Source organism: Inhella crocodyli (assembly GCF_004004565.1).
GTDB classification, from domain to species: Bacteria; Pseudomonadota; Gammaproteobacteria; order Burkholderiales; family Burkholderiaceae_C; genus Inhella; species Inhella crocodyli.
Map to the genome: position 1 here is coordinate 127,236 of NZ_SACM01000004.1, position 22,451 is coordinate 149,686.

At 72.1% G+C, this 22,451-nt stretch carries 21 protein-coding genes; 14 read left to right on the forward strand and 7 right to left on the reverse strand.

Features of this window, described 5'->3' with window-relative positions; all coding sequences use genetic code 11:
• Positions 1–3: 3 nt before the first annotated feature.
• Entirely contained in the window at positions 4–3,528 is a 3,525-nt protein-coding gene (locus tag EOD73_RS13780; protein WP_259370331.1) for an L-glutamate gamma-semialdehyde dehydrogenase, read from the reverse strand.
• A gap of 96 nt (positions 3,529–3,624) precedes the next feature.
• Here EOD73_RS13780 and EOD73_RS13785 point away from each other — a divergent pair, with 96 nt between their 5' ends.
• The 5 genes from EOD73_RS13785 (at position 3,625) to EOD73_RS13805 (ending at position 9,566) form a co-directional block, all read left to right on the forward strand.
• Positions 3,625–4,107, forward strand: a complete 483-nt coding sequence (locus EOD73_RS13785; protein ID WP_127683611.1) for an Lrp/AsnC ligand binding domain-containing protein — start codon at positions 3,625–3,627, stop codon at positions 4,105–4,107.
• 160 nt (positions 4,108–4,267) lie between these two features.
• On the forward strand, positions 4,268–5,365 hold the full coding sequence (locus EOD73_RS13790) for a DUF3466 family protein (RefSeq protein ID WP_127683612.1): 1,098 nt from the start codon (positions 4,268–4,270) through the stop codon (positions 5,363–5,365).
• Between the two features lie 121 nt (positions 5,366–5,486).
• Positions 5,487–5,927, forward strand: coding sequence for an inner membrane protein YiaA (gene yiaA, locus EOD73_RS13795; protein WP_127683613.1), 441 nt, complete (start codon positions 5,487–5,489; stop codon positions 5,925–5,927).
• The gene (locus tag EOD73_RS13800; RefSeq protein WP_502516093.1) at positions 5,924–6,424 is read left to right on the forward strand and encodes a low molecular weight protein-tyrosine-phosphatase; all 501 of its coding nucleotides are present in this window, start codon (positions 5,924–5,926) and stop codon (positions 6,422–6,424) included. The genes yiaA and EOD73_RS13800 overlap by 4 nt, the downstream gene beginning before the upstream one ends.
• Before the next feature lie 85 nt (positions 6,425–6,509).
• Complete coding sequence (locus tag EOD73_RS13805) at positions 6,510–9,566, forward strand: ligand-binding sensor domain-containing diguanylate cyclase (protein WP_164846083.1); 3,057 nt, start codon at positions 6,510–6,512, stop codon at positions 9,564–9,566.
• A 6-nt stretch (positions 9,567–9,572) separates the two neighbouring features.
• On the opposite strand, the gene lepB is transcribed toward EOD73_RS13805, so the two are convergent.
• Both lepB and EOD73_RS13815 read right to left on the reverse strand, forming a co-directional pair.
• A complete protein-coding gene (gene lepB, locus EOD73_RS13810) occupies positions 9,573–10,253 on the reverse strand; it encodes a signal peptidase I (RefSeq protein WP_127683615.1) in 681 nt (226 codons plus the stop codon).
• 127 nt (positions 10,254–10,380) lie between these two features.
• Positions 10,381–12,435 carry an NADPH-dependent 2,4-dienoyl-CoA reductase gene (locus EOD73_RS13815; RefSeq protein ID WP_127683616.1) on the reverse strand — a complete coding sequence of 685 codons (2,055 nt, stop codon included), beginning with the start codon at positions 12,433–12,435 and terminating at the stop codon, positions 10,381–10,383.
• 117 nt (positions 12,436–12,552) lie between these two features.
• On the opposite strand from EOD73_RS13815, the gene EOD73_RS13820 reads away from it, so the two are divergent.
• The 4 genes from EOD73_RS13820 to EOD73_RS13835 are packed head-to-tail and all read left to right on the forward strand — an operon-like array spanning position 12,553 to position 16,464.
• Positions 12,553–13,437 (forward strand): DMT family transporter, encoded by an 885-nt coding sequence (locus EOD73_RS13820; protein ID WP_127683617.1) that lies wholly within the window; start codon positions 12,553–12,555, stop codon positions 13,435–13,437.
• Complete coding sequence (locus EOD73_RS13825; RefSeq protein WP_127683618.1) at positions 13,434–14,198, forward strand: CE1 family esterase; 765 nt, start codon at positions 13,434–13,436, stop codon at positions 14,196–14,198. The genes EOD73_RS13820 and EOD73_RS13825 overlap by 4 nt, the downstream gene beginning before the upstream one ends.
• 26 nt (positions 14,199–14,224) lie before the next feature.
• Positions 14,225–15,907 carry a cation:proton antiporter domain-containing protein gene (locus EOD73_RS13830; protein ID WP_127683619.1) on the forward strand — a complete coding sequence of 561 codons (1,683 nt, stop codon included), beginning with the start codon at positions 14,225–14,227 and terminating at the stop codon, positions 15,905–15,907.
• Positions 15,904–16,464, forward strand: coding sequence for a DinB family protein (locus EOD73_RS13835; RefSeq protein ID WP_127683620.1), 561 nt, complete (start codon positions 15,904–15,906; stop codon positions 16,462–16,464). Before EOD73_RS13830 ends, EOD73_RS13835 begins: the two co-directional genes overlap by 4 nt.
• Here the strand turns inward: EOD73_RS13835 and EOD73_RS13840 are convergent, their stop codons facing one another.
• Genes EOD73_RS13840 through EOD73_RS13850 form a run of 3 tightly spaced genes read right to left on the reverse strand, consistent with a single transcriptional unit; the run spans position 16,465 to position 18,237 of the window.
• Complete coding sequence (locus EOD73_RS13840; RefSeq protein WP_240660716.1) at positions 16,465–17,139, reverse strand: cupin domain-containing protein; 675 nt, start codon at positions 17,137–17,139, stop codon at positions 16,465–16,467.
• Between the two features lie 7 nt (positions 17,140–17,146).
• Entirely contained in the window at positions 17,147–17,662 is a 516-nt protein-coding gene (locus EOD73_RS13845; RefSeq protein ID WP_127683621.1) for a GNAT family N-acetyltransferase, read from the reverse strand.
• Entirely contained in the window at positions 17,659–18,237 is a 579-nt protein-coding gene (locus tag EOD73_RS13850; RefSeq protein ID WP_127683622.1) for a helix-turn-helix domain-containing protein, read from the reverse strand. The genes EOD73_RS13845 and EOD73_RS13850 overlap by 4 nt, the downstream gene beginning before the upstream one ends.
• Positions 18,238–18,266: 29 nt before the next feature.
• Between EOD73_RS13850 and EOD73_RS13855 the strand changes: the two genes are divergently transcribed.
• The 5 genes from EOD73_RS13855 (at position 18,267) to EOD73_RS13875 (ending at position 21,571) form a co-directional block, all read left to right on the forward strand.
• Complete coding sequence (locus EOD73_RS13855) at positions 18,267–19,217, forward strand: DMT family transporter (protein WP_240660717.1); 951 nt, start codon at positions 18,267–18,269, stop codon at positions 19,215–19,217.
• A gap of 68 nt (positions 19,218–19,285) precedes the next feature.
• Positions 19,286–19,891: a cold shock domain-containing protein gene (locus EOD73_RS13860; RefSeq protein WP_259370332.1), complete on the forward strand. Its 606-nt coding sequence runs from the start codon at positions 19,286–19,288 to the stop codon at positions 19,889–19,891.
• Positions 19,876–20,391, forward strand: coding sequence for a GNAT family N-acetyltransferase (locus EOD73_RS13865; RefSeq protein ID WP_127683624.1), 516 nt, complete (start codon positions 19,876–19,878; stop codon positions 20,389–20,391). The genes EOD73_RS13860 and EOD73_RS13865 overlap by 16 nt, the downstream gene beginning before the upstream one ends.
• A gap of 44 nt (positions 20,392–20,435) precedes the next feature.
• The gene (locus EOD73_RS13870; RefSeq protein WP_127683625.1) at positions 20,436–20,816 is read left to right on the forward strand and encodes a SirB2 family protein; all 381 of its coding nucleotides are present in this window, start codon (positions 20,436–20,438) and stop codon (positions 20,814–20,816) included.
• 8 nt (positions 20,817–20,824) lie between these two features.
• Positions 20,825–21,571: a hypothetical protein gene (locus tag EOD73_RS13875; protein WP_127683626.1), complete on the forward strand. Its 747-nt coding sequence runs from the start codon at positions 20,825–20,827 to the stop codon at positions 21,569–21,571.
• A 7-nt stretch (positions 21,572–21,578) separates the two neighbouring features.
• Here the strand turns inward: EOD73_RS13875 and EOD73_RS13880 are convergent, their stop codons facing one another.
• Complete coding sequence (locus EOD73_RS13880; protein WP_127683627.1) at positions 21,579–22,424, reverse strand: substrate-binding periplasmic protein; 846 nt, start codon at positions 22,422–22,424, stop codon at positions 21,579–21,581.
• Positions 22,425–22,451 lie beyond the last annotated feature (27 nt).

Here is a 22,451-nt window from a genome sequence, read left to right on the forward strand (position 1 = left end):
CGCTCACAACCCCGCCAACAAGGCCGCGTTTCCGCCGGCCGCCGCCGTGTTCACGGTCAGCGTCTGCTCCGCCGCAAAGCGGTAGACCTGCTGCGGCTGCGCGGCCTCGTCGGGCGTCACCAGGGGCACGATGGCGCCTTGGCGGGCGGCCAGGGCGCTGAGCAGGGCGGCCTGCTGGGCCGCATCCACGCCGGCCACGAAGGCCGCGTCCAGCGCGGCGGTGCGGGCCCAGTCGGCCCACTGGGTCGGGGCGTGCTCTTGGCAAACCAGGGCTTCGGCCTGGTCGGCGCCGTGGCCGCCGCGCAGCTGCTGGCGCAGCGCGCAGGCCGCGCCCAGGGCCGAGGCATCGCCCACCAGGGTGACCTGATTGCCGGCCAGCAGGGCCAGGGCCACGGCCGGGCGCCAGGCCCAAGCGTCGCCCGCACCCACGAAGCCCACCACGTGGCCGCGCGGGTGCAGGCGCAACTCGTTGCGCTCGCCCGTGGGGCCGGGCAGCGCGCGGGTCAGCAGGCGCGGTGCGGCCTGGGCCAACAGGCCGGCTTGATCGGGCAGCGCGGCTTGCAGGCTGCGCAGGCGCTGGGCCAGGGCGTCGGGCAGGGCCGAGGGCGCGCTGGCGCGGCCGGGCACGGTGGCCGGCTGCACGAAGCGCCACAGGTAGTTCGGGCCGCCGGCCTTGGGGCCGGTGCCGCTCAGGCCCTCGCCGCCGAAGGGCTGCACGCCCACCACCGCGCCGATGATGTTGCGGTTGACGTAGACGTTGCCAATGCGCGCGGCGTCGGCCAGCTTGTCGGCGCGGCTGTCGATGCGCGTCTGGATGCCCATGGTCAGGCCGTAGCCCAGGCCGTTGACCTTCTCGACCACGGCCTCGGGGTCGCCGCCCCAGCGCACGATGTGCAGCACGGGGCCGAAGATTTCCGTCTTCAGGCTGTCGATGCTGGGCACCTCAAAGGCCACCGGGGCCAGCAGGTTGGACACGGCGGGGTCGTGCAGCGTGCCTTCGGCCAAGAGCTTGGCCTCGCGCTTGAGGCGCTCGACCTGGGTGCGGATGCCGTTGAAGGCCTCGGCGTCGATCAGCGGGCCGACGTCGGTTTCCAGCTTGCTCGGGTCGCCCACGCGCAGCTCGGCCAGGGCGCCCTTGATCATCTCGATCACGCCGTCGGCAATCCCTTCGTGCACGGCCAGCAGGCGCAGGGCCGAGCAGCGCTGGCCGGCGCTGCGGAAGGCGCTCTGCACCACCGCGTCCACCACCTGCTCGGGCAGGGCCGTGCTGTCCACCACCATGGCGTTCAGCCCGCCGGTTTCGGCGATCAGCACCTTGTTGGCGCCGGTGGCGGCCAAGGTCTTCTGGATGATCTTGGCGACCTGCGTGCTGCCGGTGAAGCACACGCCGGCGGTGGCCGGGTGCGCGACGAGTGCGGCGCCCACGGTCTCGCCAGTGCCGTTCAGCAGCTGCAGCGCGTCGGCCGGCACGCCGGCCTGGTGCAGCAGGGCCACGCAGGCCTGGGCCACGGCGGGGGTTTGCTCGGCGGGCTTGGCGGCCACGGTGTTGCCGGCCACCAGCGCGGCCACCACCTGGCCGGCAAAGATGGCCAGTGGGAAGTTCCAGGGCGAGATGGCGACAAACACGCCACGGCCCTGCATGGCGCGGTCGCCCGCGGCCTCGGCCTCGTCGGCGTAGTAGCGCAGGAAGTCGACGGCCTCGCGCACCTCGGCGATGCAGTCGGCCAGGGTCTTGTGCGCTTCCTTCACCAGCAAGCCGCAGAAGAAGGGCAGCTGGGCGTCCATCACGTCGGCCGCGCGACGCAGGATGGCGGCGCGCTGCGACACGGGCTTGGTGGACCAAGCCGCGAAGCCGCCTTGCAAGCGGGCCATGGCGGCGGCCACTTCGTCGGGCGTGGCCACGGGCACGCCGGGCACCACGGTGGCAGCCACGGCGGCCACCAGGGGCGCGCGCTGGCTGGGGGCGGCCAGGTCGGCGCCGGTGCTGTTGGCACGGGTCTCGCCGGCGGCCTTGTACAGGTCGGCCGGCAGGGGCAGCAGGGGGCCGGGGCGCACGCCGTCCAGCGGGCAGCCCAGCAACTCGGGCACGGCCACGCTGGGGTCGGCCAGCTGGTGCACGAAGCTGCTGTTGGCCCCGTTCTCGAGCAGGCGGCGCACCAGGTAGGCCAGCAGGTCGCGGTGCTCGCCCACCGGGGCGTACACCCGGCAGGGGATGCGGCCGTCCTTCAGCACCTCGCGGTAGATGCCCTCGCCCATGCCGTGCAGGCGCTGCATTTCAAACGGCGCACCGGCCGCGCGGGCCATGCGCACGATGGCGGCGATGGTGCCGGCGTTGTGGCTGGCGAACTGCGGGTAGATGACCTCGCGGTGGCGAATCAGCGCCTGCGCGCAGGCCAGGTAGCTCACGTCGGTGTGCGCCTTGTGCGTGAACACCGGGTAATGCGGCAGCCCCAGCTCTTGCGCGCGCTTGACCTCGCCGTCCCAGTAGGCGCCCTTCACCAAGCGCACCATGAACTTCAGGCCCAGGCGGCGGGCGATCGCCGCGACCTCGTCGACCACGGCGCGGGCGCGGGTTTGGTAGGCCTGCACGGCCAGGCCGAAGCCTTGCCACTGCGGGTGGGCCTTGGCGATGTGCTGGGCCAGGGCTTCGAACACGTCCAGGCTCAGCTCCAGGCGGTCGACCTCTTCGGCGTCGATCGTCAGGTTCATGTTGGCGGCGGCGGCGGCGTCCACCAGGCCTTGCACGCGGGGCACCAGGGTGTCGAACACGCGCTCGCGCTGCAGCACCTCGTAGCGGGTGAACAGCGCGCTGAGCTTGATGGAGATGCCATCGCCCGCCATCGGGCTGCTGGCCTTGCCGCGCGCGGCGATGCGCGCAATGGCGTTGCGGTAGCTGGCCAGGTAGCGCTCGGCGTCGTGCTCGGTGCGCGCGCCCTCGCCCAGCATGTCGTAGCTGAAGGTCAGTTGCGGCTGCGACTTGCGCGCCGACGCAGCCTCGTTCTGCGCCTCGTCGATGCTGCGGCCCAGCACGAACTGGCGGCCCAGCAGCTGGATGGCGCGCACCGTGGCGCCCACCACCGTCTTGCTGCCCAGGCGGCCCATCAGGCCGGTGCTTTCGTCGCCCGGCAGGAACTTCTTGCTCAGGCCGATGGCGGCGGCGCTCAAGCTGCTCAGCACCTTGTGCGGGCCGTCGCCGGCGCCGTCGAAGTCGGCGCGGCCGAGCTGGTCGGCCGTCAGCGCGATGGCGGTTTCGGCGTCGGGCACGCGCAGCAGGGCCTCGGCCAAACGCATCAGGGCCAGGCCCTCGGGGCGGGTGATCGGGTACTCCCGCAGCAGGCTTTCCATGGCCCAGAAGGCCGGCGGGTTGTCGCGCACCTGGCGCACCCAGGGGCCGGCCTCGTCGATGACGGCCGGCCAATCGGCCCGGGCACCGCCCAATTCGGCCACCAGGGCCGCCACGCAGGCGTTTTCGTCGCGGTAGGGTTCGGGCAGGCGTTGCTGTTCGGGCAGGCGGGCGATGGCGTTCATGGGCGCGGGCTCCACAGAAGATTCCAAGACTTTAGGCCGGTTGAACCCGAAAAGGTTTCGGACAATGCGCCATCCAACCGAACAGATTGCGACGCCATGGACGCCGACCACGACCTGCCCGAGGGCCTCGACCGCATCGACCTGCGCATCCTGCGCGTGCTGCAAGACGACGCCCGCATCACCCACCAAAAGCTGGCCGAGGCCGTGCACCTGAGCGCCAGCAGCGTGCACGAGCGCGTCAAGCGACTGCAGCGCGACGGCTTCATCCTGGGCTACCGCGCCCAACTCAACCCCGACAAGCTCGGCGCGGCGTTGATGGTCTTCGTCGAGGTGCTGCTGGACCGCACCGTGCATGACGTGATGGACACCTTCAAGGCCGCGGTGCAGGCCCGGCCCGAGATCTTGGAATGCCACCTCGTGGCCGGCGGCTTCGACTACCTGCTCAAAACCCGCGTGGCCGACATGGCCGCCTACCGCCACTTCATCGGCAGCGGCATCTGGAGCCTGCCCGGCGTGCGCGAAACGCGCACCTACGTGGTGATGGAGGAGGTGAAGTGCGCGGTGGGGGTGATGGTGTGAGGCCCGCGCCGGTGTCGGGCCCTTTGACACACTGACGGCCGCCGCGCCCCCCCTGGGTCCATCAGAGCGCCAAGCCCTTGACGGTCCTTGCCCGCGCCACAACTGGCGCATCGGTTGCTAGACCCGCCCCCATCGTTCCAAACACGCCAGGGAGGCGCACTTGAACTTCATCCCCCCCGTCGCATTCCGCCGACTGCTGGGCTTCGCTTTCGTCTTCGTGTCCGCCAGCGCCACGGCGGTCCCCACGTACACCGTCCGGCCCGTCGGTTTGGGGGGCTCCTATGGGAACACCTCTGCGATCAACGACGCCGGCGCCGTCGTCGGCTTCTCGTGGACTGCAGGTGACCTCGAGCGACATGCGTTTGTTCACGCCGGCGGCAACACGACCGATCTGGGCACCTTGGGAGGCAACTTCAGTCGCGCCAGGGGCATCAACAACCTCGGGCAAGTCGTGGGTTCGTCCAGGACGTCTCAAGGCAGTGAACTGAGGGGCTTTTTGGTCGACGGTGCCAGCATGGCGGCACTGCCAACGCCAGGAGTGGGCAGCACGGCAAGCGGCATCAATGACTCGGGAGCGATCGTCGGATCGTTCTGGACCGAGGTGCAGTGGCAATCGCTCGCTTACGTGTACCAGGCAGGGACCGTTCAGTCATTGGGCACGCTAGGGGGCAGCGGCAGCGGCGCCAGTGCCATCAACAACGTTGGCGATGTGGTCGGCTCCTCCAGCTTGGCAGGTGACCAAGAAGTGCATGCGTTCCTCTACCGCAACGGACTGATGCAGGACTTGGGCACTTTGGGCGGCAACGGGAGTTGGGCGAGTGACCTCAATGAAGCGGGCCAAGTGGTCGGTTCGTCATTGCTTTCCGATGGCGCCACGTTGCGCGCCTTCCTGTACAGCGATGGAGTCATGACCGATTTGGGTTCGATGTTTGGTGGCGACTCGACAGCTTCGGGCATCAACAACCGAGGTCAGATCGTTGGATACAGCGGCCGGCCAGACTTCCGCACGGGGGGCGGGTTCCTGCACGAGAACGGAATTACCTACGACCTGAACACCCTTTTGGACTCAGAGGGCTGGTACATCGACAGCGCAAATGCCATCAACGACCGAGGCGACATTGCGGGATCTGGGTGCTATCGCGACTACTGTGGTGGAGTCCTCCTCGTCGCCAACCACCCCGTGTCCGAACCGGGGGGCACGCTCCTGCTGGGGCTTGGCGTCGTCGCGTTCCTGGGACGCCGGCGCTCCCGCGCTTGAAGGTCGGGGGGAGGATGGCTTGAGCGCCACACCTCCCCCCTTTTGGTGGATGGGCGCGGGCCGGGCGCGTTGTTAGCCTGCGCGGCCGCTCGGCGTCCGAGTCCACCCCCAGGTTCGTCCCATGCAACACCGCCCCCTCCCCCAAAAGCCCACCGGTGCCTTCGTCGGCGCGTCCTGGGCCGCCCTGTTCATCGGCGCCATCGCCTTCCTCACCGGACTGTGGAACGCGCCGACCCTGGCCTTGAACGAGAAGGGCTACTACCTGACCCTGCTGCTGTTCGGGCTGTTCGCCGCCGTGTCGCTGCAGAAGTCGGTGCGCGACCGCATGGAGGGCATCAAGGTCACGGGCATTTACTTTGGCCTGTGCTGGGTGGCCCTGGGCTCGGCCCTGCTGCTGCTGAGCGTGGGCCTGTGGAACGCGCAGATCGCCGAGGCCGAGAAGGGCTTCTACGCGATGGCCTACCTGCTGTCGCTGTTCGCCGCGGTGGCCGTGCAGAAGAACGTGCGCGACTCGGCCGCGTTCGCCAGCGACGAGCCGGCCGACACCGTCGCCCAAGGGTGAGCCGCGCAACCCCGGCGGGGCCGACCCGCCTGCTCTTCGTGTGCATGGGCAACATTTGCCGCAGCCCCACGGCACACGGCGTGATGCGCGCCAAGCTGCAGGCCGCGGGCCTGGCGGACCGCGTCGAGGTGGACTCGGCCGGCACGCACGCGTACCACGTGGGCGAGGCGCCCGACCCACGCAGCCAGGCCCACGCGCGCCAGCGCGGGGTGGACCTGAGCGACCTGCGCGCCCGCGCCCTGGACGACGCCGACTTCGCCGCCTTCGACCTGGTGCTGGTGATGGACGACGCCAACTTCCGCGCGGCCACGGCGCGCTGCCCCCTGGCGCTTCGCCCCCGCGTGCGACGCCTGATGGACTTCGCGCCGCAAACCGGGCGACGCGAGGTGCCGGACCCCTACTACGGCGGGGCGCAGGGCTTCGACGAGGTGCTGGACTTGGTGGACGCCGCCTGCGAGGGCCTGCTGCAGGCCCTGCCCTTGCGACACCCGGCGTGACGCCTGCCACGCCGGCCACGGCAAACCCGCCCCTGATCGCCGTTGCACGGCCCCTAGCATCGGCGGGATGCGAGGACACGAGGGCGTGAGACGCGCCGGTTGGCGGGGGTGGGTGGGCGCTTGGGCGCTGGCCGCCGCCGTTCACGCCGGGATGGCGGCCCCGCTGGCCAGCAACGCCCCCTTCCAGCGCAGCTTCACCAGCGTGCCCGGGATCCCGCGCAACGTGGTGGCCAGCGCCGTGCAAGACCGCGCCGGCTGGCTGTGGATCGGCACCGGCGACGGCCTGGCCCGCTTCGATGGCTACCGCCTGCAGTCGGTCGAGAAGGAGGGGCCGGATGCGCTGGCGCGCAACATGGGCTGGGTGCGGGCCATGTGGGCCAGCACCGACGGCCGCGTGTGGTTCGGCACGGAGTCCTCGGGCCTGGCCTTCCACGACCCCGACGCGGGCCGCATCCAGGTGCTGGGCGGGCCCGAGCCCGGGGGCTCCCTGAGCATCGTGTCGCTCACCGAGGACCACCAAGGCCGAATTTGGTTCGGCACCTTGGGGGGCGGCGTGCGGCGCTACGACCCGAGGCAAAAGGCCTTCGACATCCTGACCCTGCCCGGCGAGTTGCCCGGCGAGGGGCAGGCCCACGCGCTGGCCACCGGCCCCGACGGCAGCGTGTGGGTGGGGCATTGGCGCGGTTTGGCGCGTTGGGCGCCGGGTGCCACCGGCTGGCAGGCCGTGCCCCTGCCCGCCACCGACCCCGACCCGGTCGACCCCGTCATGGCCTTGTTGCCCCTGCCCGGCGGCGGGCTTTGGCTGGGCACCAAGGGCGGTCGGCTGGGGCATTGGACGCCCGAGGCCAGTGCCCCGGTGTGGGTGCCGGCCGAAGGCGCGCCCCGCGGCAGCGTGCAGGCCCTGCGCCTGGGCGCCGACGGCTTGCTGTGGGTGGGCCATCGCGGCGGGCTGGAACTGCGCGACCCGGCCACGGGCGAATTGCGCGAGCGCCTGGTGCACCGGCCCGACCGGCCCGGCGGCCTCGCGGGCAACGAGGTCACCACCCTGGTGCGCGACCCGACGGGCGCGATGTGGGTGGGCGGCTTCGGCATCGGCTTGCAGCGGCACCGCGACGCGCCGGCCTTCGCCGTGCGCGGGCCGGACGCCAACGGCCCCCTGACCGACACCGACGTGCGCAGCCTTTTGGCGCTGCGCGACGGCCGCGTGCTGGCCGCCACCCGCAGCGGGCGCGTGGCCGTGCTGGACGGCGAGTTGCGCACCCTGGCCGAGTGGCCGCGACCGGGCCAGATGGTCGAAGCCATGGCCGAAGGGCCCGACGGCAGCGTGTGGTTCGGCTCGAACAACCGCCTGGAGCAGCACAGCGCCGACGGGCGCATGCTGCGCCGCTGGCTCACCGACAGCGGCGCCGCGCTGGCGCTGCGCGTGCTGGCCGACGGCAGCGTGCTCTTGGGCGCGGAACAGGGCCTGTTCCGCTGGCGCCCCGGGCAGGCCGCGCCACAACCGGTGACCGACGCGCGCGGCTTGGCCCTGGGCCGCGAGGTGTTCGCGTTGGCCCCCGACGGCGAGGGCGGCTGGTGGGTCGGCGGCCGCGCCGGTCTGCACCGCTTGCCCGCAGGCGCTCAGCACCTGCAGGCCGTGGACAGCCCCGAGGGCGAGTCCTTGGGCTTCCCCCTGGTTCTCGGGCTGCTGCGCGACGGGCAAGGCACCCTGTGGGTGGACACGCCCGTGGCCGGCCTGCACCGCCTGCTGGGACACGACGCGCGCGGCCTGGCGCGCTTCGAGCGCGTCAGCATCCGCCACGGGATCGCCGGGCGGCCCTACGGCGCCAACCTGCACCAAGACGCCCGGGGGCGCATCTGGACGCAGTCTTTCGTCTACGACCCGCACAGCGACCGCCTGGACGAGCTGCGCCCGGCCGACGGCGTGCAGTTCGGCACCCCCTGGTTCCGCTCGCACGCTCGGCTCGCCGACGGCCGCTTGCTGTTCGGCGGCAGCCAAGGCCTGCTGGTGGTGCGCCCCGAGCGTTTCGAGCCCTCGAGCGACCAGCCGCCCATCGTGTTCAGCAGCCTGCGGGTCAACGGCCTGCCGCACCGGCCCGATTCCCTGCGCGAAGGCCTGCAGCTGCCCCCGGGGACGCGCAGCTTCGGCGTGGAGTTCGCCGCCTTGGAGTTCGCCGACCCGCAGCTGGTGCGCTATCGCCACCGCCTGGTGGGCTACGACCCCGATTGGGTGCCCAGCGACGCCAGCTTCCGCGCCCCCAGCTACAGCCAGTTGCCCCCAGGCCGCTACGTGCTGGAGGTGCAGGCCACCAACCGCAGCGGCGTCTGGAGCCCGCACCTGCTGCGCCTGCCCGTGACCCTGCAGCCCCTGTGGTGGCAGCGCGCTTGGGCCCCTTGGGCCTTGGCCGGCGCGGTGGGGCTGGGCCTGGGCGCGTGGGTGACGCTGCGCACGCGACAAATGCGGGCCCGCCAGGTGGAGCTGCAAGCCCTGGTGGACGCCCGCACGGCCGAGCTGCGCAACGCCAGCCTGACCGACCCCCTGACCGGCTTGCGCAACCGCCGCTACGTGGCGCAGCGCATCGACGAAGACCTGCAACTGGCCCAGCGCCAACACCTGCAGCGTCCGGGCCGCGAGGACGCCGACCTGCTGGTGTTCTTGATCGACCTCGACCACTTCAAGCGCATCAACGACACCCACGGTCACGCGGCCGGCGACGCCGTGCTGGTGCAAGCGGCGCAGCGCCTGCGCGAGGTCTTCCGCGACAGCGACACCCTGGTGCGTTGGGGCGGCGAGGAGTTCTTGGCCATCGCCCGCGCCAGCAACCGCAGCCACGGCAGCGAGCTGGCGGAACGCCTGCGCTACAGCCTCAGCGAGCAGCCCTACGCGCTGGGCCCCGGATTGCCCAGCACCGCCGTCACCGCGTCCATCGGCTTCGTGGCCTACCCGCCCGACCCGGCACACCCCACGGCCTGGGACTGGGCGGCCGTGCTGCAGCTGGCCGACGCGGCGCTGTATGCCGCCAAGGACCAAGGGCGCAATGGCTGGGTGGGCGCGGCCGTGGCCGGGGCCGAGGTGCCCGGCGTGGGCAGTGCCACCGACTGGCTGAGCGACCCCCGGGTGCTCGTGCAGCGCTCGCGCTGAGGGGCCTCAGCGCAGGGCCAGGCCGACGCGCTCCCAGCGCGGCGTCCAGGCCTGGGGGTCGACCGACACCAAGAGCCGCGACACCCGCCCCACCAAGAGCCTGCGCGGCACCGGGCCGAACACGCGCGAATCGGCGCTGTTGTCGCGGTTGTCGCCCAGCAGGAAGTAGTCGTCGGGCCCCAGGGTCAGGGGCGGCATTTGCTGCAGCGGGCCGTGCACCGGCAGGCGCTGCACGGCGTGCACCGCGCCCTGCGGCAGCGCCTCGTCGGCCCGAAAAGCGGGCAGGGGGCCGAGCGGCGAAGGCTCGTCGGCCACCGCCTGGCCCGGCGTCAAGGGCACCGGCGCGCCGTTGAGCCACAGCCGACCGTCCACCACGGCCACGGTGTCGCCCGGCAGGGCCACCAGGCGCTTGAGCAGGCGCGTGCCATCGGCAGGGCTCCAGGCCACCACGACGTCACCGCGTTGCGGCTCGCCGTGGCGGTGCAGGTCGATCGAGGTGAAGGGCAGGCGCCAGTCGTAGGCCCGCTTGTCCACCAGCACCACGTCGCCCTCCAACACGGTGGGACGCATGCTGCCCGTGGGCACGGGGTTCCAGTCGGCCAGGGCGCCGCGCATCACGCCCAGGCCGAGCAGAAAGAGCAAGAAGCCGCGCTGTTCGCGCAGCCAGGGACGCCAATTGAGGGCCATCGCGGCGCTCCGAGGGGTGGGACACGGGGCGCAGTGTGGGCAAGCACGGCGCCCTGCGCCGCCCGCCTGCGTTGGGTGGCGGATTGGCGCGCACGACTGGCGGCCGGCGCGCCTGGCTGGCGGCGGCTCACAAGGCCGCGGCCACCTCCGTCCCCTGCCGGATCGCCCGCTTCGCGTCCAGCTCACCCGCCTCCAGCGCCCCGCCAATCAGCTGGACCCGCACGCCCGCGGCCTGCAGCGGCGCTTGCAGCTCGCGCAGCGGCTCTTGGCCGGCGCACAGCACGATGGTGTCGGCCTCGATGAGCTGGCCGTCTTGGCGCTTTTCGCCCCAGGTGACGAACAGGCCCTCGGGGGTGATGCGCTCGTAGTTGGCGCTGCCCAGCATCTCGACCTTCATCATCTTGAGCATGGCGCGGTGGATCCAGCCCGTGGTCTTGCCCAAGGTGCTGCCGGGCTTGCCGGCCTTGCGCTGGAGCAGGGTGATCTGGCGGCGCGGCGCGCCGGGCTGCGGCGGCACGAAGCCGCCGGGGGTGGCCGCCGGGTCGCCCACGCCCCAGTGGCGCTGCCAGGCGGCGGGGTCCAGGGTCAGGCTGTGGCCGGCTTCGAGGAGGTACTCGGCCACGTCGAAGCCGATGCCGCCGGCGCCCACGATGACCACCTTCTGGCCCACGGGCTTGAGGCCCTTGAGCACGTCGATGTAACCCAGCACCTTGTGCGCCACGGCCGGGTCGTCCTGGCCGGGGATGCGCGGGTTGCGCGGCGTGACGCCCGTGGCCAGCAGCACCTCGTCGAAGCCTTTGAGGTCGTCGGCAGCGACGCGGGTGTTGAGCTTGAGGGTCACGCCGGTGCGCTCGATGCGCTTGGCGAAGTAGCGCAGGGTCTCGTGGAACTCTTCCTTGCCCGGGATCTGCTTGGCCAGGTTGAACTGGCCACCGATCTCGCTGCCGGCGTCGAACAGGGTCACGGCATGGCCGCGCTCGGCAGCGGTGGTGGCGGCCGCCAGGCCGGCCGGGCCGGCGCCCACCACGGCCACCTTCTTCTGGGCCGGCACCGGGGTGATGCGCAGCACGGTCTCGTGCGCGGCGCGGGGGTTCACCAGGCAGCTGGCGATCTGGTTCTTGAAGGTGTGGTCCAGGCAGGCCTGGTTGCAGGCGATGCAGGTGTTGATCTCGTCGGCGCGGCCTTCGCGGGCCTTCTTGACGAACTCGGCGTCCGCCAAAAAGGGCCGGGCCATGCTGACCATGTCGGCCGAGCCTTCGGCCAGCACGCTCTCGGCCACGTCGGGCATGTTGATGCGGTTGCTGGTGATGACGGGGATGGTGAAGCCTTCGGCGCGCAGGCCGTCGCGCAGCTTTTTGGTCACCCAGGCAAAGCCGGCGCGCGGCACGCTGGTGGCGATGGTGGGCACGCGGGCCTCGTGCCAGCCGATGCCGCTGTTCAGGATGGTGGCGCCGGCCTGGGTGATGGCGCGGGCCAGTTGCATCACCTCGTCCCAGGTTTGGCCGTTGGGGATCAGGTCCAGCAGGCTGATGCGGTAGATGACGATGAAGTCGGGGCCCACGGCCTCGCGGATGCGGCGCACGATCTCCACCGGCAGGCGCATGCGGTTCTCATAGGAACCGCCCCAAGCGTCGGTGCGCTGGTTGGTGTGCTGGCAGAGAAACTCGTTGATGAAGTAGCCCTCGCTGCCCATCACCTCCACGCCGTCGTAGCCGGCCTCGCGGGCCAGCACGGCGCAGCGCACGAAGGCGCGGATCTGGCGCTCGATGCCGCGCTCGCTCAGGCCAAAGGGCTTGAAGGGCGTGATGGGCGACTGGATGCGCGAGGGCGCCACGCTGAACGGGTGGTAGGCGTAGCGGCCGGCGTGCAGGATCTGCAGCGCGATCTTGCCGCCCTCGGCGTGCACAGCGTCCGTGATGACTTTGTGGCGCGCGGCGGCGCCCGAGGTGCTGAGCGTGCCGGCAAAGGGCTTGACCCAACCGGCCACGTTGGGCGCGAAGCCGCCGGTGACGATGAGGCCCACCTCGCCGCGCGCGCGCTCGGCGAAGTAGGCGGCCGCCCGCTCGAAGTGCTTGCGCCCGTCTTCCAGGCCCGTGTGCATGGAGCCCATGAGCACGCGGTTGCGCAGGGTGGTGAAGCCCAGGTCCAAGGGCTGCAGCAGGTGGGGGTAGGACGTGCTCATGCGGTGTCTCCGTTCGGGGTGGCCGATTGTGCGAACGGGAAGGCCTTCGCCAGCGCGACATCCTGGGGCGCGCACTCCGCAACGCCTGCGGGCTTTCCCTCGGTTACAACCCCTGGCATGAACTCCACCCGCTTCGGCGCTTGGCTCGCGCCGGGCGCCTTCATCCTGATCTGGTCCAGCGGCTACCTGGCCGCCAAGGCCGCCGCGCCGCACGCCGACCCGCTCACCTTCCTCAGCGTGCGCTACGCGGGCGTGGTGCTCTTGATGCTGACCCTGGCCCTGCTGGCTCGCGCGCCCTGGCCCAGCGGCCGGCAGGCCGCCTGGCTGGCCCTCACCGGGCTGGGCATCCAGGCCATCTACCTGGGCGGCGTGTGGGTCGCCATCCGCGAGGGCATGAGCGCCGGCGTGGCCGCGCTGATCGTCAACCTGCAGCCGGTGCTGGTGGCCGCGCTGGCGCCCCTCGTGCATGAGCGGGTGAGCCCGCGCCAATGGGCCGGCGTGGCCTTGGGCCTGCTGGGCGTGCTGCTGGTGCTGGCGCCCAAGCTGGCCGGCGCGCAGCTGCACTGGGGGCCGGTGGCGCTGTGCGTGGGGGCGCTGGCCGGCATCACCGCGGGCACCCTGCTGCAAAAGCGCCACGTGCCGCACTTCGACCTGCGCACCGGCCAGGTGATCCAGTTCAGCGCCTCCTTGGCCTTCACCCTGCCCTTGGCCTGGGCCTTCGAGCCCATGGGCATCGACTGGAACCCGCAATCGATCGGCGCCCTGGCCTGGTCCATCGTGGTGCTGACGGGCATCGGCATCAGCCTGATGTTTTGGATGCTGCGCCACGGCCGCGCCACCGCGGTGACCAGCACCATGTACCTGGTGCCCAGCGTGACGGCGCTGATGGCCTGGGCGATGTTCGGCGAGCGCTTGACGGCCCTGGCCGTGGCCGGCATGGCCGTGACCCTGGTGGGCGTGAGTTGGGTGGTGCGCCCCGCGCGGCCAGAATCCGCCGCATGACGATCACCCGCCGCCAGGGCCTCACGGCCCTCACTGCCCCGTTGGCCCTCACCGCCTGGTCGGCCGGGGCCACGCCGCCCCCGCCACAGCCGGCCGAACGCCTGGACGGCGAGTTCCCCGACGAGCGCTTCCAGGTGGGCCGCGAGTCGCGGCGCTACCGCCTGGTGGTGCCGCGCACCCTGGCCAAGTCCACCGGCCTGCCCTTGGTGATCGCCCTGCACGGCATGGGCCGCGACGACAAGGACAGCTTCCCCCGCGCCAGCGGGCTGAATGGCGCCTCGGCCAAGCACGAGTTCGCCGTGGCCTACCTGCAGGCCCGGCGCAGCGGCTGGGGGCAGAAGGGCGCCGACCTGGACGAGGACCTGCAGGCCCTGGACGCCCTGCTCGACGCGCTGAAGGCCCGCCTGCCGGTGGAAGCGCGGCGCGTGCACCTGCTGGGCTTCAGCAGCGGCGCGCGCCTGGCCCTGCGCGCGGCCGCGGCGCGGCCCGGGCGCTACGCCTCGGTGGTGGCGCACTCCACGCTCATGCCCGTGCCGCCGCCCAGCACCAAGATGCCGCCGCAGATTTGGGTGCACGGCGAACGCGACCGCCTGAGCGACATCGGCCCCGTCCGCCGCGCCGTGGCCGCGGCCCTGAAGGCGCGCCAACGGGTGCAGCTCATCACCGTGCCCAACCTGGGCCATCAGTGGGCGCGCGAGGCCGACCTGAACTCGCAGTTGTGGACCTTCATGGCCCTGCAAACCCTGGGCCGGCCCGACTGAAACGGGCTGGCGGCATAGTCGGCGCCATGCACGCCGACATGCCCCTCATCGCCACCCTGGCCGCCGCCTTTGGCCTGGCCCTGGCCTTGGGGCTGGTGGCCGTCAAGCTGCGCCTGCCGGCGCTGGTGGGCTACCTGCTCGCCGGCATCGTCATCGGGCCGCACACGCCGGGCTTCGTCGGTGACGTGGGCCTGGCGCAGCAACTGGCCGAGGTCGGCGTGATGCTGCTGATGTTCGGCGTGGGCCTGCACTTCTCCCTGGCCGACCTGCTGGCCGTGCGCCGCGTGGCCCTGCCGGGGGCGCTGGTGCAAATGGCCGCCGCCACCGCCATGGGCGCCGGCCTGGCCCTGGCCTGGGGCTGGGGCCTGGCGGGCGCTCTGGTGTTCGGCCTGGCACTCTCGGTGGCCAGCACGGTGGTGCTGCTGCGCGCGCTCGAAAGCCGCGAGCTGCTGCACAGCGGCAACGGCCGCATCGCGGTGGGCTGGCTGGTCGTCGAAGACCTGGCCATGGTCCTGGCCCTGGTGATGCTGCCGGTGCTGGCGCAGCGCGAGGCCGACCTGGGCCACGTGCTCAAGTCCATGCTGGGCACCTTGGTGGCCGTGGCCGGCTTCGTGGCCGTGATGCTGCTGGCCGGTCGGCGCCTGCTGCCCTGGTTGCTCTGGCAGGTGAACCGCACGGGCTCGCGCGAGCTGTTCACCCTGTCCACGGTGGCGGCCGCCATCGGCCTGGCCGTCGGGGCCGCCTCGCTGTTCGGGGTGAGCGTGGCCTTGGGGGCCTTCTTTGCCGGCCTGGTGCTGCGCGAATCGGCCTTCAGCGAGCGCGCGGCGCACGAAAGCCTGCCCCTGCGCGACGCCTTCGCCGTGCTGTTCTTCGTGGCCGTGGGCATGCTGTTCGACCCCCGCGTGCTGTGGCAGCAGCCGCTGCAGGTGCTGGGCACGGTGGGCGTGATCCTGCTGGGCAAGTCGCTGGCCGCCGCGGCCCTGGTGCTGCTGCTGCGCTACCCGCTGAACACCGCGCTGACCGTGGCCGTGAGCCTGGCGCAGATCGGCGAGTTCTCGTTCATCTTGGTCGGGCTGGCGCTGAGCCTGGACCTGGTGCCGCCCGAAGCCGCGAGCTTGGTCGTGGCCGGGGCCATCGTGTCCATCGCGCTGAACCCCCTGCTCTTCGGCCTGGTGGACCCGCTGCGCCGGTGGGCGCTGAAGCGCTCGGCCATGGCGCGCCAGTGGGAGCAGCGCGACGACCCCCTGGCCGTGCTGCCCGACTCGACGCCCTCGGCCCATTTGAGCGGCCAGGTGGTGCTGGTGGGCCATGGCGCGCTGGGCCAGGCCGTGGCCGCGGCCTTGGGCGATCGGCCCATGGTCGTCATCGACCGCGACCGTGGCGTGGTGGAGGCCTTGCGTGCCCAAGGGCGCGCCGCCGTGCTGGGCGACGCCAGCGAAGCCATGACCTTGGTGCAGGCGCACATCGCCCGCGCGCAGTGGCTGGTGCTGGCCCTGAGCGACGTGCGCGGCGTCCCCCCCCTGCTGGACCTGGCGCGCCAGCTCAACGCCGACCTGCGCTGCGTGGTGCTGGCCCACACCGACGAAGAGGCCGGCTGGCTGCGCGCCGCCGGCGTGAGCGACGTGCTGCGCTCCCACCAGGCGTTGGCGCGGGCGCTGGTCGACGCCGTGCACGCCGAAGCCATGCCCCCGAAGGCCACCACCCCATGACGCTCGCCCGCGCATTCCGCATCCAAGCCGCCGCCAACCGGCTGGCCAACCACCGCATCGCGCAGGCGCTGAGTGCCCTGGCGCCGGCGGACTTCCACGCGCCGCGCGTGGGCTTCTTCCCCAGCCTGGCCGCCACCTTGAACCACGTGCTGGGCGTGGACCGGTACTACGTGGGCGCCCTGCACGGCGAGACCGACGGCCACGAGGCCTGGGCCCGCTTCGTGCCGGCCACCACGGCGGCCGAATGGGCGGCACGCCAGGCCGACAGCGACCAGCGCCTGCTGGCCTTTTGCACGGCCTTGACCGAGGCCGGCTGCGCCGCCGAAGTCGCGATGCCCCGGGGCGGCGGGCGCGTCCAGCGCGACAGCACCGGGGCCGTGCTGATGCACCTCTTCATGCACCAGCACCACCACCGCGGTCAGGCGCACACGATGCTGACCGGTGCCGGCTTGGCCGCGCCGCAGTTGGACGAGTTCATGATGCCCAGCGAGGCGCACCTGCGTGCGGCCGACATGGCGGCGCTGGGCCTGGACGAAACGGCGATCTACGGCCCTTGATCAGCCCCGCAGGTGGCCCGTCTTGACCAGGATGGTGCAACCCTCGGTGCTGAACGGCCGGTGCACGCTGCCGTGCGGGCTGCGCAGCCAGTGGCCTTTGGGGTAGCGCCCGTGTTCGTCCTCGAACACGCCGTCGATGACGAAGATCTCTTCGCCGCCCCAGTGTTGGTGCGCCTGGAAGTGCGTGCCAGGCGCCCAGCGGACCAAGGCCGTGTGCTGGGTGCCCCAGCTGGCCAGCGACATGACCTGCAGCCCCGGCACCAGGCCCGGCCGCCAGGGCGTTCGGGCGGTGTCGACGAACTCCGAGCCGGTGTCGGCCGGGTCCAGGAGGCGCAGCTTGACGAACAGGGTGCAGCCGCCGTCGGAGCCGGGCGTGTGCGCCGAGCCCGGGGGGTTCTTCAAGTAGGTGCCCGGGCCGAAATGGCCGCTCTCGTCGTGCAGGTCGCCGTCCAGCACCAGGATCTCTTCGCCCAGGGCGTGCGTGTGCTCCGGGAACAGCACGCCGGGGGCGTAACGGACGAGGGAGGTGGCGCGCGCCACCTCGCCGCCCTCGCGGGCGATCAGGCGCCGCTGCACGCCGGGCATGGGCGAGTCCACCCAGGGCAGGGCCGAGGTGTCGACGACGGCGCGTTGCGATTCGTCGGCGTGCAGGACAAAGGTGTCGGTCAGCTTCACAGCATCCTCAGGGCAGGCGCTTGAACATCCAGGTGGTGGCGCCCAGGCGGCCGTCGGCCTGGATCGCGTAGTCGGGCATGACGCCGCAGCGCTGCCAGCCGCGCTGCGCGTACAGGCGCTCGGCGGGGCTGTCGGTGTTGGTGTCGAGCACCAAGAGCCGCTTGCCCCGGGCTTGAGCCTCGTGCTCGGCGGCGTCCATCAAGGCCTGGGCCAGGCCCAAGCGGCGGGCGTCGGGGTGGACCATCAGCTTGACGAGCTCGGCCCGCAGCGCGCCGTTCTCGGGCTGGTCCACGACCAAGCTCACGGTGCCCACCAAGCGCCCCCCGTGCTCGGCGCCCCAGCACAGGCGCTCGCCCCGGGCGACGCCGGCGGCCACGCCCTGCCAAAAGGCGCGGGCCGCCTCCAGGCTGGGCACCCTCACCCACCCGATGCTGGCACCCGCGGCCACGCAAGCCACCAGGGTCTGGGCCAGCTGCTCGATCTCGTCGGGCGTGGGCGGGTCCAAGCGACGCACCGGGCTCATCGCGCCCCCGGCACGGTCAGCGCCAGCAGGTAGCGCGCGGGCGTGGCGCCCAGGGCTTCGAAGCGGCTGGCCCCGTGCACGCGGTAGCTCAGGCTGTCGCCCACGCGCAGCTCGTGGGCCTGGCCTTCCAGGGTCAGGCGCAGGCGGCCCGCTTGCATCAGGAGGTGGTGCTCCAGGCCCACCACGGGCGGGCGGTCGTAGTCGATGGCGCTGCCGCCGGCCAGGTGGATCTCGACCAGTTCGGTGGCGAAGCCCTGCAAGGGCGGGCAGCGCAAGTGGCGGGTGAGGCCGCTGCTGGCGTCCTGCCACTGCGGCTGCTCGCCGGCGCGCATGAGGCGCACGGGGCCCGACTCGACCTCGGCCAAGAGCCGGCTGAGCGTCAGCCCGTAGGCGGCGCAAAGGCGGTTGAGCACGCCAGCGCCGGCGCTGCTCTCGCCGCGCTCCAGGCGGCTGAGCGTGGCGCGGCTGACGCCGGTCTGCGCGGCCAACTCGTCCAGCGACCAGCCCTTGCCCGTGCGCAAGTCGGCCAGGCGCTGGGCCAAGCGGGCCTCGATGGGGTCCTCAACATCTCTCATTTCTGAGATGATCCGTTCTAAATCGAGAAATGTCCAGCGAAATGTCCTCACCGAAGTCCAGCCCGCCCTCGCACGCCGCCCTGCCCCTGCTGGCCGGCTTGGCGGTCATCCTCGTGTGGGGCCTGAACTTCCCGCTGCAAAAGGCCATCCTGGGGCAGGTCAGCCCGGTGTCCAACGTGGGCACGCGTTACTTCATCGTGCCGGTGTGCGCTGTGCTCCTGCTGCTGTGGCGCTACCGCCTGGCCTGGCCGCGCCTGAGCCGCGGCGAGCTGGCGCAACTGGCCCGCTTGGCCTGCGTGGGCCAGGCCCTGCACCTGCTGCTGGCCGCCGTGGGCATGTCGCAGTCCACCGCCTTCAGCGCCAGCGTGCTGCTCGCCTGCGGGCCGGTGTTCACCCTGTTGATCCTGCGCGCCTCGGGCTTGGAGCGGCTGAGCGCCATGCAATGGCTGGGCGTGGCCCTGGCGGCTGCCGGGGCGCTGGCCTTCACGAGCGACAAGCTCTTGCTGCTGGAATGGAAGGCCAGCGGCGGCGACCTGCTGCTGCTGCTGGCCGCGGCCTTATTCAGTTGGTACACGGTGGCGAGCAAGCCCTTGATCGAGCGGCACGGCGGCGCGCTGGTGCTGGGCTACGGCACCCTGCTGTGCACCGTGCCCGCCTTGCTGGCGGCCAGCCCGGCGCTGGTGGCCCTGCCCTGGGCCGAGGTGCCCGCCTGGGTCTGGTGGGGGCAGCTGTGGCAGGTGGCCGGCGGCGGCTTCTTGGGCTGGCTGGCCTGGGGCTGGGCCAACGAGCACCGGGGCGTAGCGCGCACCGCGCCCCTGATCTACCTGATGCCCGTGGTGGCAGGCCTCAGCGCCTGGGCCTTCACCGGCGAGCGCTTCACCCTGCACAAGGTGCTGGCGGCGGTGCTGGTGCTGGCCGGCGTGGCCGTGGCGCAGTTTGGGCACCGGCCGCCGAAGGTGGCCGACGCCACGGGCGATTGAGCGGACCCCAAATGCCTTTGGGATGATCCACGCCAAAGGGGCCAGCGAGACCCCTCAGGGAGCCGCAGGTGAACGCAGCGCGACACAAAGGAATCTTGAGAACGTGGGTGGACGACAAGGGGTTCGGCTTCATCGCGCCGACCGGTGGCGGCCCTGAGGTCTTTGTCCACATCTCGTCGCTGCCGCGCGACCGCACGCGGCCTGTGGCTGGCGAACGGGTGAGCTACGAGCTGGGAGCCGGTCGTGACGGGCGCCCGCAGGCGCTGCACGTGGTGCGCGATGCGTTGGGCCCCATCGATGACGCCCCTGCGACCCGCCGCCCCCCTCGCAGTTCGCCGGCATCCAGGCCCCCTCGGCGCGCGAGCGGCTGGCTCGGCCGGAGCCTGTGGGTCGTGCTGTTCGCGGCCTTGGCCTGGGGCGCGCACCAGCGCTGGTCGCAGCGAGCCATGCCCGGCGCAGACCCCCATCCCCTCGCGGTGGAGCATCCGGCCGAAACGGCCGACCCTGGGGTGCCCACAGCCACCGAAGGGTTCCGCTGCGACGGCCGTCAGCATTGCAGCCAAATGCGGTCCTGCGCGGAAGCCAAGGCGTTTTTGAGGCACTGTCCGAACCAGAAGACAGATGGCGACGGCGACGGGGTGCCCTGCGAGCTGCAGTGGTGCAATGGCGGGTGACCCTGACCACGCTCGCCATGCACTTCGAGTTCACCCACCTGGACGCCACCGACGCGGCCGTCGCCCACCCCCTGCACGCGCTGCTGCAGGCCGCGCACGCGCAGGAGGCGGCCCTGGTGGGCGTGGCCGACCTGCCCGCCTTGCGCCGTTCGGTGCTGGACCTGCAAGGCGCCAACGACGACTGGCTGGGCGCCTGGGCGGGCGAGCGCCTGGTGGGCGCCTTGGCGCTGCACGCCGACCCCGACGACGAGGCGGTGATCGCCGTCGGCAGCCTGGTCACGCACCCCGAGCACCAGCGCCAGGGCGTGGCCAGCCTCTTGCTGCACGCGGCGGTGGTCAGCCAGGGGCGCCGCATGCCCTTGAGCGCCCAGGTGCTGGAGGCCAATGCCCCGGCCCTGGCGCTGCTGCGGGCGGCCAAGTTCAAACCCGTTCGCCAGTGGGTCGAGCTGCAGGGTGGGCAGCGCTTGCGCTGGGTCAAGCTGCTGCGCCTGCCGGCGTGACGCACGCACGGCCCAATCGCCCCGGGCTGGGCTAGGCTCGGCGCATGTACTGGTACACCGGCATGTTGGAGATGCACCGCTGGCTGGCGATCGCCAGCGTGCTGGTCTTCGCCCTGCGCGCGCTGGACGTGCTCTTGCGCACCCGGCTGCTCAGCGAGGGCCCGGGCAAGGTCATGAGCGTGCTGCTAGACGTGCCACTGACCATCAGCGGCCTGAGCCTGTGGGGCCTGCTGCAGACCAGCCTCGTCCACGAGCCCTGGCTGGCGGTGAAGTTTTTGTTGTTGGCGGTCTACGTGGCCATGGGCGCGCTGGCCCTTCGGGCCCAGACCCGCGAGGGAGAGTTGCTGGCCCTGATCCTGGCGCTGACGACCATGGCCCTGCTGTTCGGCGTGGCCCTGACGCGCGACCCCTTCATGGGCCTGTGATCGCGCGCATGAAGCCCACCCGCGCCCAGGTGCGCCGCCTGCGCGAGGTCTACCGCAGCGCGGGCTGGCCCTGCCAAGACAGCACCGAGCTGGAGCTGTTGGCCGCCGGCTGGCTGGTGCGCGAGCGCGACGCCGACGGCCGCGAGCGCCTGCGCCTGAGCGATGCCGGCATCCAGGCCGCGGCGGTCGGCCTGGCGGCCAACCGCGCCGCACGCACGGCCCACGAGGCCCTGGTGGTCCGCACCGCCGAAGAACTGCAGCGCGCCGGCCGCGTGACCTGGACCGGCCTGAGCCTGCGCGCCGGCCTGCCGCGCGAGGGCGATCCACCCTCGGCGCCCGCCCTGCCGCTGTGGGACGAGGACGCCCCGCCCACGCCGCCGCAGCGCCGCTGGGTGCTGTGCGAGCCCGACGTTTACAGCCTGCGGCCCAGCAGCGTGGCCAAGGGGCTGGAGGTGGCCATCCACGAGGTCAAGGTCAGCCGCGCCGACCTGCTGGGCGAGCTGCGCCGGCCGGCCAAGAGCGCGGCCTACGCCGCCCTGTGCGGCCAGGCCTGGTTCGTCATCGCCGCCGGCATCGCCGAGGTGGACGAAATTCCGCCGCTCTTCGGCGTGTGGATCGCGCACCCGCAGCACTTCGAGCTGGGGCGCCCGGCGCCGCAGCGAGCGCACGTGCCCGACCTGGCCACCTGGCTGGCCCTGGCCCGGGCCACGCCGCGCGCACTCCCCCTCGACCCCCTGCAGGCGCCGCTGGCCTGAAGCCCGGTCAGGGTTCGACGGCGTGGTACTGCGCGTACAGGCGCCGCACCTCGCCGCTGCGCGCCATGCGTTGCAGCTCTTGGGCAAAGCGGTGCGCCAAGCTGCCCGGCTGGGCGACCACACGCTGGTTGTCGGGCCCGAGCGGCTTGCCTGGCTTGTAGGCGGGGTTGGTCACCAGCTTCACGTGCGCCGACTTTTTCGAAAACGCTGCGTGGTTCGGCGACTCGCCCCCGCAGCATTGCGGGTGCACCTTGACCAGTCCGCGCCACTCGGGGTGCGTGCGCACGAGGAAATCCACCGACATGCGGCCGTACACGTAAAAGTCACCGCGCTCGCGCAGAAGCATCTCCACGCCCCGCTCCAAGGCCGCCGACACCACCTTCACCTCGGCGATGCTCGCGCGTTCGGCCGGGCTCAGCTCCTCCAGGTAATTGGGCTGCCCGGTGTGGCGCAACAGGCGTCGGCCGGCCAACTGTCGCAGGTGGGTCACCTCGGGCAGGTCGGGACGGGAAACGCCCACCAGCCCGCCCGGCAAGCCGTTGTCCATGAAGAGCAGGTAGCTGTCCCGGTCCTCGTCGAAGTCCATGCCGGGGTAGAAGTCGACCTCGCCGCGCTTGAGCGCCTCGACCATGCGCAGCTTGGGCAAGCGCTCCACGCGCAGCTGGCAGCCCAAGCGCTGGGCCACGGTGCGGTAGAGGTCCAGGTAGAGGCCGCGGTGGTCGGGCGCCTCCGCCATCAACGGGGGCCGGGCTTCGCTGCGGTAGCCCAAAGTCAAGGTGCACGCCGGGGCCGCGAACGCGGTCCAGGCGGCCGTCCAGGCCGCGATGCAAAGGGCGATCGGTCTCAGTGGCACGGATCAGGTCGATCGAAAGCAGGCACG